The following is a 12,288-nucleotide window of genomic DNA, read 5'->3' as shown; positions in this document are numbered from 1 at the left end:
TAGGTATCAACTTATGAATATCAACGAAATAATCGATCACTGGAAACATATCTCACCAGTAATTCGAGAACCTCAAAATGAGGATGAATATGTTCAACTTGCTGATTTACTTGATCAATTGTTAGATATTGTCGGTGAAGATGAGTCGCATGAGTTGATAGGGCTTGTTGATGTTGTTAGTAATATGATTGCTATGTATGATGACAAACATTATTCATCATTATAAAAAGTAGCTAAACAAGAAATTCTGCAAACATCGTAAAAAATGCACGGGACAAAGGGGACAAGTGGGGCATGCCCGTCATTACTGGCTTATTGCCGTCCCCAACAGAATAAATCTGGTTGGGGCAGATGGGACAAACTGGCGTATTTCACTATCATATGATATCAACTCGAACCTGATATCAATTGATATAAAAATGGTGTTTTTCCAACTTGCTTAATTGTTAAGAATCTCAAGTTCAAGATAAGTAGAGTATCCTTCAAAAAGGTATCAGCATTAATTCCCATCCCACAGAAAGATATATATCAATTATGACAACGCACGTTTAGCGTCTTTTAATAACAGAACAAGCTGTTTTTCTCTAAGCGGTGATTCTTCAAAGCCAAAATGTTTATAGAATGATTCGGCTTTATCATCAATTGGGTGAGTAATGATAGCCCTAACACCCACCTCGTTAGAGACCATCAATGACCGTTTAATAGCATCTTGTAACATGCCCCGACCTATTTGTTTACCCTGATAATTTTTACTGACTGCCATTCTAGCTAGAATAATCACAGGAATATGATAGTTTCCCATTCCCTGAGCGACTCTTTTAGAGACCTCAGATTGCTCTACTTGTCCGACAGTCAAGCTATAGTATCCAACAGGTGTATCATCATCAAAAACGGCATAGGTTTTAGCGGAACCACTTCCACCAGCTTGCTTTGCATGTTTGATAAACCATGTATCAAGATTTTGATTGCCACTATTAAAGTTATTTATTTCAACTTTATTATCAAGTGGGACTGGTTTTTTTAGCATTATTCATCCCATGGTGAGGGTTTGGAAAATAATTTTTTCAATCCTTCATTATCCATGGGTTCTCTGTCAAGCAACTTTGAAAACTTTTCAAACTTATCATTGGATACCATAAAAAGCCTTTGGTCTAACAATGTTTGCTCAGCAGCTTGGTAAGCCGTATCTAAAATAAATTCAGAAGTAGATTTCCCCTTTATTTCAGAAGCCAATTTAATAGCTCTCTCTTGGGCAGGGGATATCCTCAACCCAATTCGGGATGATTTTCCTGATAGCGAACGTGCCCTAGTTGGTGCTCGTCTTTTTTTTCTAGGCTTTGGATCATCGTTTTGTTTAACCGGTTCCATAGTTGCGTACTCGTTTATATGTATAATTAAATGTTAGCACAATGTGTGTACAAATACAATTGATTCATAGTACTCCCTCTTTTCTTAGAATAGACTCAAGACGTTTGATAGTGGTTATTTCTTTTTCAGACATATTATTAGAAACTATGGCTCTTTTTGAAATACCTAATAATTTAGATAAATCCTTATTTGAGAAGCCATGCTTTTGTTTTAACAAATTTAAACAATCTACGTGGTTAGTTTCTAAATTACTCATAAAGACTCCTTATTAATGTATCTTAAAATCAATCTCTTATATTTCTAATGATTAATTTTCTAAGCTATTAAAACTGGGGGGAATTAAACCATTGATTACTACATTAAAAAATTAAGATTTTTGCATGCAAATTTTAAAGGCAAATAATTCGCAACATGACAAGGGAGAATTCACAGTGTTTTCTTGACAACATTTCAATTCGAAATTTAAAATGCAGCAGCTGGATAGCTTAATTTTTGAAAGGGTGTAGGAAGTTGTATAGATGGTAACCTCAGTTGATGAAAGAAATGGATTGGTCAAATGCACTTGGTCGGATATTCGTCATCGGTTTGAAAAAGTCGAGCCTACATTTACTAAAATTGTTGATCAGCTCTCGCCAAATCAATCTTACCCCCTTTATATAGCTTATTATCCTTATGGTGATACTGATGCCGATACACAAAGCTCCTTATTTCCCAGAATGGATGGGGGATATTTTCGAATAACAGACCCGGAAGCCCCAGAAGACGTTCTTCATCATCTTGGATATAGTGCCAACCATACACCATTAGGGATGGTGTTAGAAAAAGAGATTGAATGCTTTATCGATCTAAACAATGAGAATATCACTATTCCGTGGCTAATTTTAAAGCCAGGCGATTTTTTTCCCTTGTCTACTATTCTTAATAAGACCCAAAGCCGAAGCTATACACCAAATGGACTATTGTCATCAACCGCTGGGGTAAGATCGACATTTATGCTTCCTAATATTGGTTCAGCACTTAATCATACAAACTTGCAAAAAGATTTTAATATTAAACGTCGTCCTCCTAAAACGTTGTATGAGCATTGGCAAATTTTCAGAGAAGTTGCTAATAGCAAGGAGATTCAAACTGACTGGCGATGTTGTGTTGTTTACTTTTCAGAAAGTTGGGTTAATAGTTTGCATAATGATGTGCAATGGAAGGATTTAAAACAGTATCTTAGCGAGCTGGCGTGGCAACGGTATGAATTTGATAGAAACCGTATTTATTATGATACAACCTTTTCAATCATTCAACGAAAGCGAAATCTAAAGCCAAATCCTTACCTTGTTGATACTGCCAAACATTTGTTTGCCACAGTTCTTGGTGCAACACCAGGTTATGTTCCTGCAATTGATAACAGCGCATTACCAGTCCAAACATTACAGCAGATATTTGTAGAGTCTTATGGGTTAAAAAAATACTGGCCAACTATAATGCAACCTAAGCATTTCAATTTTGAAACCGATAGTTTCCCTATATATTATTCATTACAGTATCCATCAACCCATGTATTTTCACCCAGATCAAGAACAGTCGCTAGTACCATAAATAATATGCAGGAACTTGAGCATATTATAGATATATTTGTTAACGAATCATTGAAAGAAGATTCATTATCTACTGATACAGTCTTTGGGCAAATCGCCAAATGCATTGATTTAAAATATTTTCATAATATTGAAGATAGTTACAATTTCATAAGAGACTCTCAAGAGTTACTCAATTTTGATGAGAGATTTCATAATACATTGTTTCCTGCCTACGCGGGAGCAATATTCGCTTCGGATAGCTCATTCTTAAGAGGGTGTGTGAGCATGAGTTCTTGTCATATTCCAACAAAGCATAAAACATAAAATACCTATACCCCCACTGATATACCACAATAAATATCCACCCCAATACTGATAAATTGAGCTACCAAGTACAGGTCCAATAATGTTACTCAAGGCAAATACGCTCTGGAATAATCCTAAACTTTGGCCCTTTTTGTCGGCTTGACTGCTTTCATAACAAAGGAGTTGAGCTGTTGAAACAAATAGCATTTCACCTGTTGTCCAAATAATACAAGAAATAATCGCCAGAGAAAAATTTGATGCATAGCATAGAACCAGCATTCCAAAACCCATTAATAAAGCCCCGGTTCCTGTTACTAAGAATTTATTTTGCTCACTTAACAGATTCGTTAATGGTGCTTGAAAGAGGACTATTAAGAATGTGTCTAAAAGAAATAAGATACTAACACCTTGAACCCCCAGTATTGGAAATGATGCCTGTATATATAGAGGATATGTAGAGCCCAGTTGAGCTATTATTAAGCCGATAAGGAAAACACAGGTTAGAACAGTGACTATTTGCTTATTTCTACTCACTTTTTTAAATTGATAATTTTCTTTTATGCTGGAAGACGTTTTAACCCCTTGGAGTTGTGTAAGAAGATAAAATGCGGCACAAATCAATACAAAGCTAGATAAATAAAAAATGCTTTTAAATCCATAGGTTACCAAGCAGGCTATTAGTATACCTGATAATCCTAATCCACAGTTTGAGGCGACATGAGAAATGCTAATCGTTTTGTATCTTAAATTTGAATCGTTATTACATTGATTAAGCATCCATGTATTATTGGAAGTTTTGAAGCCATAAGCAGCAAATCCCAGCAAGATAAGATTAGGCATCAGTGCCAGGGCTGATTGTAAAAATATAAGTAAGAAAAATGCATTAGATTGCATAAGTAAACTTATAATGGATATTATTCTAGGTGAAATCGTATCTGAAAATTTGCCCGCAATAATTCCGCCAGCAACCGTGCCTATACCATAACATGAAAGAAGTAGCCCGGAGGTAGATGGTGTAAATTGCTTTGCGTTGACGAAATAGAGTGATAGGAAAAAACAAATGCCAATAGTAAAAGCATTGATACCAATTAGAATAATACCCTGCCAACAGGCGCTTGGCAGTCCTTCGTAATTTTTTGTATATTTTTTTGCGTATGATAACAAAAAGTCTGTCATTTCTTCCCTTTCAGTATGATAACTAGACAATAATTATACGGTACAAGCTTTTGTTGCACTTTCTGAAACTTTATTCGTTTTATTAATGCTCAGTGTGTTTAAGATAACCTTGATGTTGTCTGAAACAATAGGTAATTTTAAATCAGCTTCTTTTAAAAAACCGCTTTCATTGCAACATGTCATGAATTTAAAAAGGCTATCAAAATAAGCATCTTTATTAAAAAAGGCGATTGGCTTAGTTATTTCGCCTATTTTTATCGCATTCCAAGTTTCAATTGCCTCTTCTAAGGTACCAAGTCCACCTGGCATAACGATAAATGAATCAGCCATTGTTTGCATGCGCTTTTTTCTTTCTTGCATGGAGTCAACGATGATGAGTTCATCCAAGGTATCAAGTGGTACTTCTTTGTCGAGAAGATGTTGAGTTGTAATGCCTATCACTTTCCCACCATGCTTCATGGCAGTATTGGCTAATACCCCCATCATTCCTAGGCTTGAACCACCGTAAATAAGAGTATATTCCTGGGCGGCAATTTCTTTGCCCAATGCCTCAACAGAATGCTTATAACATTCTTTATTACCAAAGCTGGATCCAAGATATACACAAATATGGTTCATAAATTAGTTCTCATTAAAAGTGTTTTTTATTACATATTTTAGTAGTGTTCGTTATTTGATTTTTTGACTATGAAATCGCTTCAATAGCAAGCATGATCCTAAATGGGTGAATATTAAAATAACCGTAAGTAGATAAAAGGGCTCAATGTCTCCTAACGAAAGAAAGTTTATTCGCATGGGAAAAAATTGCAACAAAATATACATACCTATTATTAAATATGAATAGATGATTGTGTATGCATGGCTGGTTATTTTGAGAGTGGTTTTGATTAAGGCATAAATAAAAGAAAAGATTAATCCAAAGAACATCATAAAATAAAGCCACAGCCCCCACCAAGCTTTCATATCGCTGTTATCATAATTAAGAATTATGTGTAGCAAGCTTCCAATAATAAATGCGCTTATGATGGCATATAGATTTTGTCGAAATATATCGCGTTTAGTCTGTCTTTCATTCTTAGTTAATTTTTTGGCTAAAAATGTAAAGAGAATACCAATACCTATCACTGGTTAGCCAATAAGCCCTTCTGACCAAGAGGTTGTTGTGTGATATTGCATTGCTGTAGCTGCAATGACATAAAGAATTAAAAGCACAAAGGGTATAAATCGACTGTAAATCATGCAGACATCCATTTTATATTAGTAGTTACTCATTTTATTTTGATCATTTCTCAAATAACAGTGTGCATTATTGTGAAAACAATCGTTGCCGTCTAGAAACTTTTAAATTTTACTCTATTAATCATGAGCCTTATTTAAATATTAATATAATATATTTGTGATTCGCGATTCGCGAATTACGAAATTTTGGTGTAGAATTTAAATAAGACCCTATTTTGGAGATTCATGATGCTAAAACCACAAGACATCGTGATATTGTTAAAAATCATAGCAAGTAAACATCCTGACCAATTACTTCAAAAAGATTTGGCAACTTATCTTTGCATGAGTGCTTCCGAAGCTCATGAAGGGATGAAGCGTCTAGAGCTATCTGGATTGCTGGGGCCTGTTTATCGTAAGTCAGAGGATTCCAGTTCAAATAAAATAATACGAATGCCTATCAAGGCTGCGTGTGAAGAGTGCTTAATATATGGTGTAAAATACTTCTTTCCAGTGCAGTTAGGGTCATATACACGAGGTATACCTACAAGTTATGCTGCTCCTTTGTTTGAAAAACATATTATGTTAGGAGATGATCCAATACCGGTATGGCCACATGCTGAAGGAGAGCATCGAGGGTTAGCTTTAGAACCTTTGTATCGCTCAGTACCTCAAGCCATTGCCAAACATCCGGATCAACCGTTTTATGAATTATTGGTTCTCATTGATGCGATTCGATCAGGACGTGCAAGAGAACGTAAAATAGCCATTGAATTATTAAGAGAGAAGTTATGCCTCAAAGAAACCAACGAGCAACCTCAAATTTAAGAATGCTGGAGTTTGTTGCAAGGAAGCTTGGCGAGTTGAACGATGAAGTGGTCTATGTGGGAGGCTGTATGTAACCCCCCCATGTTTAGTGGCAGCCTAAATTAGAGTTCATTGCCTGTTTTTTTACCAGATATTCCCATGGGGTTAAATCATCTAGTGAATCATGGGGTCTTTCGTCGTTGTACTCTTTTATCCAGTTTTCTGTTAACTCTCTTACTTCGTGTAAATTTTTGAACACATACATATCCAGTATTTCTGTGCGATAAGTTCTATTGAATCGCTCAATAAATGAATTTTGTGTTGGCTTTCCTGGCTTGATAAACTCCAATTGCACCTTATTTTTTTCTGCCCAATCAGCTAGGGCACCTGAAATAAATTCAGGACCATTATCCATGCGTAGTTTGGCAGGAAGACCACGCCAGGCAACAATTCGTTCTAATACCCGAACCACTCTCTGAGCAGGTAGACTTAGATCTATCTCGATCGCTAAAACTTCACGGTTAAAATCATCTACTATATTAAATGTTCTGAAGCGTCGGCCACACATCAACGCATCACACATAAAGTCCATAGACCAGCATTGGTTAATGGACTCTGGCACTCTCAGAGGTTCAGGCGAGCGATTGGGTAACCGCTTTTTTCCCTTGCGACGCATATTGAGCTTAAGCTCACAATACACGCGGTAAACACGCTTATGATTCCACCTGTGACCTTGGCGACGTAAAACTTTAAGCTGGTTTATTTCCCTTATGTGCCCATTGATTAACCTCTCAAAGACTGGTCATTCCTACGGAATCGATTTCATGATTGGTGAGAAAGCTTACTTTGGTAAAGGTTATGGAGCTAAAATTTTATCTGAATTTGTAGATTTTTTTATGAAAGAGGTTGATCCTAAGGCCGACACATTTTTAATTGATCCTGCCTGCGACAATCCCAGAGCCAAACATGTATACATGAAAGCAGGTTTCGAACATATTACTGACTTTGTGATGGCTGGTGACGCCTCTGGTGCGGGTAAACCCCATCATTTATTGATTAAACGCTTTGAACCTCCTATTAAACTGGTACAGGCTTCCCTCAAAGATTATCCAACTATTCAGAATATGGCGCGATTTTACGTATACGATAGAACAGCCTATATGGGTTGGGAATGCCCTGAAGATGGATTATTTGAATGCATTGATTTTAAGCATTATATTCAAGCGCCTAACGAAAAAGACTTTTTAATAAAAGTTGACAATGAAATCGCTGGCTTCGTCCTTTTAGATAAAATTAATTTACTGGAACCAGTCGACTGGAACATGGGAGAATTTTTCGTTCTTGCTAAATTTCAAGGAAAAGGTATAGCTGGTATAGTTGCCCAACAAATATTTAAGGAGCATCCGGGAAAGTGGTCAGTAGCTGTAATGCCAGAGAATATTAAAGCCGTAAAATTTTGGCGTAAAATTATTTCTGCTGTTTCCAATAGAGAGTACAAAGAGGTTTTTAAAACAGAAGACGATCTAAGGACTCCAGAAAATCCCGATCCCTATGCGATGCATGTTTTTAGTTTTAAAATACAAAGCTAAACGAGTAATTAAAATTAACTATGGGCCTGCTATATGAAAATTTCTTTTAAAAATCGCGTTGCGCTAATATCAGGCTCCAGCCAAGGGATAGGGAAAGCCATTGCTAAAAAATTCGCTGCGGCTGGCGCGAATCTCATTCTTACATCAAATGATAAGAAGACTCTAGAGATAGCCCAACAAGAAATTTCATCGTATGGAACGCGAGTGATCTCGATTTATGGTGATCTCAGACAAGAGAAACACATCGACAAAGTCGTAAAGGATGCTCTGACCCAATTTGGTAAGGTTGATTTTTTAATCAATAACGTAGGCAGCATAGGACGGATATCACCCTTTGAAGACATTGCTCCTGATGAGTGGTATGAATTATTCAGTTTAAATGTCATGAGTGGGATACATTTTTCTAGAAAATTACTTCCAAGTATGAAGGAAAATGGGTTTGGTAAAATACTATTTATTTCTTCCGAAAAAGCAATTGAGCCGGGTGTATTAATGACTCACTATGCAATGACTAAATCAGCTCAATTATCCATTACAAAAAGTTTAGCCAATGAATATGGAAAATACGGAATTTCAGTTAATAGCATTTCTCCAGGAGTAATAGTGACCCCTTCTTGGTATGAAGAAGCGCATAAAAACAACCTGTCTCCAGAAGACTATGCAAGACAGTTTTGCAACAATGTTTTCGATAGCCAAGCACTCGGAGCTCCAGAGGACGTAGCGGAATTAGCGTATTTCCTATGCTCAGATTCCGCCAGATGGATAACGGGTAGTAATTTCAGGATTGATGGTGGATCCGTCAAAAGCATTGGAATTTAACTGTTTAAAAGTAAAAGAAATTTCTTTACTATCAATGCAAGTTTATATTCTAAGGATGGATACAGATCTATACTTTCACCATTTCAGTTTTAATAACTTTTCACGCAAATTACATCCAGAAGCATTAAGTAACTACAAAAATTGACGACAGCTTTAGAGGCATAAATTTATATCGCGTTAAAAGATCCGTTTTATTTTTCTTATCTCCCTAGGATGAATTCTATTAGAAATAACTATACTGGTAAAGAATAAAATTTAAGTATAGCGGCACTTAGAGCATATCTATTTTGAATTAATTAAAAGCGAATTGACCCCTTTCTTTAGCTTTTGGTTAAGGCTCTTTTGGCTTCCTAGCGGATGCTTATAATCTATTGATCAAGGAGTAAGGGGTCGGACCATCAAAAAATATATAAATATCATTTAGTTAGACCCGTTCCTTACCCTTGTTTTAGCCTAAGAAGGCTGTTTTATCCACTAGAAATATACATTTTTTCAAATATATCACTTATAACCTGTCCTATATTTTTCTTCCGAAGCACCGATGTTTTTATTTTGAGTCCACATAGGTTCTCTATCTAGACTATTTTCTATTAATGCGTTTTGAACCTGAGCTTCTCTTGCTTTCTTTAGTTGTTCAAGTGAACGATATCCCAACAAATCTAATAAAGATTCTATAGATAAAATATTATACCGTTTTTTATTCTGCATTAATTCATAGAAACCACAATATTCCCAATCCAAAGGGTGTTTTACGCGACCTGTTCTAACCATGTTTAAATCGATATATGTTAAGCATCGATATAAATAGTCATCGCTATGAATCACACATACATGATACCGATCTTGCCAATAAGCACCTTTTCTATCTTTTCTTTTATTATATTCTTGAGCGGTGCGCCCAGCGATAAGCTGCATTGATTTTGCGATGATATTTGGTTTAGTTCGCTTCACAAGCAAATGAATATGATTGGAAGTAATCATATAGTTTAACACACAAAAACCATAACGCTTTTTAGCTTGAAAAAGCCAATAGCGATAACGCTCTCTATCAAGCCAGATTCATGCTTTCTCAAGTTTGCTTTTATAAATTTGAGCGAGAATCTAAGCTTGATGAAACAAATATCTACCAAAATTTCCCTACAACTATGGAGCCATGAATTAATATCTCTTTAAAAGATCTGGTTTATTTCCCTTATGTGCTGACCTTGCGATAAGTAATGGTGGTAACGTAGTTGGAAGTAGGCATGATCAATTAATACGGCAGGATAATGGCCTGTCATTGTTAAATGTTTCAGGATATCCTAAAAGAGAACCTAAAAGGGCGAGCGAAGCATATGCAAACTGTGTTTATCATTTATTGACAGAAATTATGTCACCCGATGGTACAGTAGATTTTGATAATAAATGGGTACAGGAAATTTGGGTGACTCACAATAAACAAACTAATAATAAAATTTATAATGAGTACATAACTTAATCCTCATCACCGTAATGATATGACTTAACATTTTTACCTGGTGACAAATACTGCTTTAAAAGCATTGATATTGGTCTAAACACCATATCATTTAAAAAAGAAAACCTTGGTTACGCCTGCGGCTGCACCAAGGCTACGATATTCTAATTAAATCTAAAACAAAACTTCCTTAATAATTTCTTGCTGAGTCCAACCTTCAGCACTATTTTTATCTGCAATTTGACACAATTCATAGGTCGCTTTCCATAAAACCCAGGCTTTTGCACGAAGCCATGTGTCTTCATCTAAATTAATTTCTTTGATGAAAACCTGACGAGCTTTGCCCTTTAAAAAAGTCCATGCAATCACCAGATCGCAAGCGGGATCACCTAAGCTCATACCGCCAAAATCAATGATTGCTGATAGTTTTCCTTCGTTAATCAGCATATTTCCTACCGCAAAATCACCATGGATCCATACAGGGGCTTTTTGCCATTGTGTATCGCAAGCTCGATTCCACAAGGCCATCGCCTTATCTTTATTAATAATACTTGCTAGTTCGCTAATTTGTTCTCGTGCACCCTTATCGTAAACGCTGACATGATCGCCGCGCCACCAATTATGCTGGCCTGGAGTAGGGCCATCTATCCCTTTGATTTTTTGCAGATCTTTCAAGAATATTGCCAAATCAAAAGCAAGTTTCTCCATGCAATCATCATCTAAAACAAGAAGGTTGATACTTCTGCCTTCAAGCCATTTATAAATGGAAAATGGGTAGGGGTAGTCTTTAGAAGCTGCTCCCATTTTTACAGGCACAGGAATACATACTTTTAAGAAAGGGGCGATTTTAGGTAATAAATCCTGTTCTTTAGGTACTTTCAAGGCATATGACTCATCGGTTGGCATACGGATTAACAAGTCATCGCCCAATCGATATGTACGATTATCATGACCTTGTTTTTCAACTGATAGAATGGGGAGATCAGCATATTCAGGAAATTGTTCATTAATGAGCTTGCGTGCCAATTCTGGAGTGATATCGATCATGAAATACCTCTTATTATAAATTGCATTATCTGGACTCTCTTAAACGTTCTGACATAAAGTCAATAAAATGCCGAACTGCGGGGATCATATAATGTTTTGATGGATAAATTAAATAGAGAGTTGCAGTTGGTACTGACCACTCGGGAAGTAAATGAATTAACTCACCGGCATCCAATTCAGTTTGACAATATTTTTGCGGCATCACCGTTACACCTAGTCCTGCTAAAGCACCTCGTTTTAAAATCAACCATTCATCGCTTTGTATTTTAGGATTAAGGGGAATTACTAATTGCTCTGAAGATTTATGATTTTTAATAGACCATTGTAACACCCCATCGCTTCGTGTTTTAAACAAGGTTTTTGCATCAGATAGATCGGCAGGCGTTAGAATGGGAGGGTTATATTTTTGATACTCAGGGCTTGCGACTAAAATATGCTCCGATGGTCCAAGATTAATGGCTATTAATGAAGAATCAGCCAAAGGCTGTGTTTGATATCGCAATGCAACATCAACGCCTTCTTGATTTAAATCAACAAACCGCTCGGTCGCAATTAAATTTATTTGAATCTCTGGATATAAACGCATGAAGTCAATAATGTATTGGCCAAAATGAAACTGTGAAAACAGGGCAGGGCAACTAACGCGTAATCGGCCTGCCGGTTGTTCTCTTACTTTTAATATGGTTTTACAGGCGGCTTTTGACTCAGCCACGATAGACTGACAGTGTTGATAGAATTTATGCCCAGGTTCTGTTAATGACAAGGTTCGCGTTGAACGGTACAACAATTTAACCTGTAAATTTTTTTCAAGTCGTGAAATTCGCCGGCTTAATATGGATTTATTAATCCCTAGATCTATGCTCGCCTTAGTAAAACTTCCATGCTCCACCACCATATAAAAATAATACATGTCATTAAGATCCATAATCAA

Annotated in this window: 14 protein-coding genes and 1 pseudogene; 6 read left to right on the top strand and 9 right to left on the bottom strand. The window is 36.3% G+C overall.

Annotated features, from left to right (window positions below):
* Window positions 1-13 precede the first annotated feature (13 nt).
* Window positions 14-226 carry a hypothetical protein gene (locus AB3348_RS06455; RefSeq protein ID WP_367606750.1) on the top strand — a complete coding sequence of 71 codons (213 nt, stop codon included), beginning with the start codon at window positions 14-16 and terminating at the stop codon, window positions 224-226.
* A 306-nt stretch (window positions 227-532) separates the two neighbouring features.
* On the opposite strand, the gene AB3348_RS06450 is transcribed toward AB3348_RS06455, so the two are convergent.
* The 3 genes from AB3348_RS06450 to AB3348_RS06440 form a co-directional block, all read right to left on the bottom strand.
* Window positions 533-1,027 carry a GNAT family N-acetyltransferase gene (locus AB3348_RS06450; protein WP_367606749.1) on the bottom strand — a complete coding sequence of 165 codons (495 nt, stop codon included), beginning with the start codon at window positions 1,025-1,027 and terminating at the stop codon, window positions 533-535.
* The gene (locus tag AB3348_RS06445; RefSeq protein WP_367606748.1) at window positions 1,027-1,368 is read right to left on the bottom strand and encodes a DUF1778 domain-containing protein; all 342 of its coding nucleotides are present in this window, start codon (window positions 1,366-1,368) and stop codon (window positions 1,027-1,029) included. Before AB3348_RS06445 ends, AB3348_RS06450 begins: the two co-directional genes overlap by 1 nt.
* Before the next feature lie 64 nt (window positions 1,369-1,432).
* Window positions 1,433-1,624, bottom strand: coding sequence for a hypothetical protein (locus AB3348_RS06440; protein ID WP_367606747.1), 192 nt, complete (start codon window positions 1,622-1,624; stop codon window positions 1,433-1,435).
* Between the two features lie 262 nt (window positions 1,625-1,886).
* On the opposite strand from AB3348_RS06440, the gene AB3348_RS06435 reads away from it, so the two are divergent.
* Window positions 1,887-3,263: a hypothetical protein gene (locus tag AB3348_RS06435; protein ID WP_367606746.1), complete on the top strand. Its 1,377-nt coding sequence runs from the start codon at window positions 1,887-1,889 to the stop codon at window positions 3,261-3,263.
* On the opposite strand, the gene AB3348_RS06430 is transcribed toward AB3348_RS06435, so the two are convergent.
* Both AB3348_RS06430 and AB3348_RS06425 read right to left on the bottom strand, forming a co-directional pair.
* Window positions 3,207-4,421: an MFS transporter gene (locus tag AB3348_RS06430; protein ID WP_367606745.1), complete on the bottom strand. Its 1,215-nt coding sequence runs from the start codon at window positions 4,419-4,421 to the stop codon at window positions 3,207-3,209. The two genes, AB3348_RS06435 and AB3348_RS06430, sit on opposite strands and share 57 nt — an antisense overlap.
* 33 nt (window positions 4,422-4,454) lie before the next feature.
* On the bottom strand, window positions 4,455-5,039 hold the full coding sequence (locus AB3348_RS06425; RefSeq protein WP_367606744.1) for a TIGR00730 family Rossman fold protein: 585 nt from the start codon (window positions 5,037-5,039) through the stop codon (window positions 4,455-4,457).
* 846 nt (window positions 5,040-5,885) lie between these two features.
* Between AB3348_RS06425 and AB3348_RS06420 the strand changes: the two genes are divergently transcribed.
* Window positions 5,886-6,467, top strand: coding sequence for a hypothetical protein (locus AB3348_RS06420; protein ID WP_367606743.1), 582 nt, complete (start codon window positions 5,886-5,888; stop codon window positions 6,465-6,467).
* A gap of 85 nt (window positions 6,468-6,552) precedes the next feature.
* Here AB3348_RS06420 and AB3348_RS06415 read toward each other — a convergent pair.
* Window positions 6,553-7,197 (bottom strand): annotated as a pseudogene (locus AB3348_RS06415) (IS3 family transposase); the annotation flags it as partial.
* A 19-nt stretch (window positions 7,198-7,216) separates the two neighbouring features.
* On the opposite strand from AB3348_RS06415, the gene AB3348_RS06410 reads away from it, so the two are divergent.
* Together AB3348_RS06410 and AB3348_RS06405 are read left to right on the top strand one after the other, a co-directional pair.
* A complete protein-coding gene (locus tag AB3348_RS06410) occupies window positions 7,217-8,035 on the top strand; it encodes a GNAT family N-acetyltransferase (RefSeq protein ID WP_367606742.1) in 819 nt (272 codons plus the stop codon).
* A gap of 33 nt (window positions 8,036-8,068) precedes the next feature.
* Window positions 8,069-8,854 carry an SDR family NAD(P)-dependent oxidoreductase gene (locus AB3348_RS06405; RefSeq protein ID WP_367606740.1) on the top strand — a complete coding sequence of 262 codons (786 nt, stop codon included), beginning with the start codon at window positions 8,069-8,071 and terminating at the stop codon, window positions 8,852-8,854.
* Window positions 8,855-9,355: 501 nt separating this feature from the next.
* On the opposite strand, the gene AB3348_RS06400 is transcribed toward AB3348_RS06405, so the two are convergent.
* Complete coding sequence (locus tag AB3348_RS06400; protein WP_367606829.1) at window positions 9,356-9,913, bottom strand: transposase; 558 nt, start codon at window positions 9,911-9,913, stop codon at window positions 9,356-9,358.
* A gap of 151 nt (window positions 9,914-10,064) precedes the next feature.
* On the opposite strand from AB3348_RS06400, the gene AB3348_RS06395 reads away from it, so the two are divergent.
* The gene (locus AB3348_RS06395) at window positions 10,065-10,331 is read left to right on the top strand and encodes a hypothetical protein (RefSeq protein WP_367606828.1); all 267 of its coding nucleotides are present in this window, start codon (window positions 10,065-10,067) and stop codon (window positions 10,329-10,331) included.
* 153 nt (window positions 10,332-10,484) lie between these two features.
* Here AB3348_RS06395 and AB3348_RS06390 read toward each other — a convergent pair whose 3' ends face one another.
* Window positions 10,485-11,357 carry an aminoglycoside phosphotransferase family protein gene (locus AB3348_RS06390; protein WP_367606739.1) on the bottom strand — a complete coding sequence of 291 codons (873 nt, stop codon included), beginning with the start codon at window positions 11,355-11,357 and terminating at the stop codon, window positions 10,485-10,487.
* Between the two features lie 25 nt (window positions 11,358-11,382).
* Complete coding sequence (locus AB3348_RS06385; RefSeq protein ID WP_367606738.1) at window positions 11,383-12,282, bottom strand: LysR family transcriptional regulator; 900 nt, start codon at window positions 12,280-12,282, stop codon at window positions 11,383-11,385.
* Between the last annotated feature and the right edge of the window lie 6 nt (window positions 12,283-12,288).

This window comes from Legionella sp. W05-934-2 (genome assembly GCF_964199965.1).
Taxonomy (GTDB): domain Bacteria; phylum Pseudomonadota; class Gammaproteobacteria; order Legionellales; family Legionellaceae; genus JAFIFT01.
This window is presented reverse-complemented; position numbering and strand designations above follow the sequence as displayed.

Coding starts and splice junctions, on each gene's coding strand:
- AB3348_RS06455 (WP_367606750.1), top strand. CDS start 14: ATGAATATCAACGAAATAATCGATCACTGGAAACATATCTCACCAGTA.
- AB3348_RS06450 (WP_367606749.1), bottom strand. CDS start 1,027: ATGCTAAAAAAACCAGTCCCACTTGATAATAAAGTTGAAATAAATAAC.
- AB3348_RS06445 (WP_367606748.1), bottom strand. CDS start 1,368: ATGGAACCGGTTAAACAAAACGATGATCCAAAGCCTAGAAAAAAAAGA.
- AB3348_RS06440 (WP_367606747.1), bottom strand. CDS start 1,624: ATGAGTAATTTAGAAACTAACCACGTAGATTGTTTAAATTTGTTAAAA.
- AB3348_RS06435 (WP_367606746.1), top strand. CDS start 1,887: ATGGTAACCTCAGTTGATGAAAGAAATGGATTGGTCAAATGCACTTGG.
- AB3348_RS06430 (WP_367606745.1), bottom strand. CDS start 4,421: ATGACAGACTTTTTGTTATCATACGCAAAAAAATATACAAAAAATTAC.
- AB3348_RS06425 (WP_367606744.1), bottom strand. CDS start 5,039: ATGAACCATATTTGTGTATATCTTGGATCCAGCTTTGGTAATAAAGAA.
- AB3348_RS06420 (WP_367606743.1), top strand. CDS start 5,886: ATGATGCTAAAACCACAAGACATCGTGATATTGTTAAAAATCATAGCA.
- AB3348_RS06410 (WP_367606742.1), top strand. CDS start 7,217: ATGTGCCCATTGATTAACCTCTCAAAGACTGGTCATTCCTACGGAATC.
- AB3348_RS06405 (WP_367606740.1), top strand. CDS start 8,069: ATGAAAATTTCTTTTAAAAATCGCGTTGCGCTAATATCAGGCTCCAGC.
- AB3348_RS06390 (WP_367606739.1), bottom strand. CDS start 11,357: ATGATCGATATCACTCCAGAATTGGCACGCAAGCTCATTAATGAACAA.
- AB3348_RS06385 (WP_367606738.1), bottom strand. CDS start 12,282: ATGGATCTTAATGACATGTATTATTTTTATATGGTGGTGGAGCATGGA.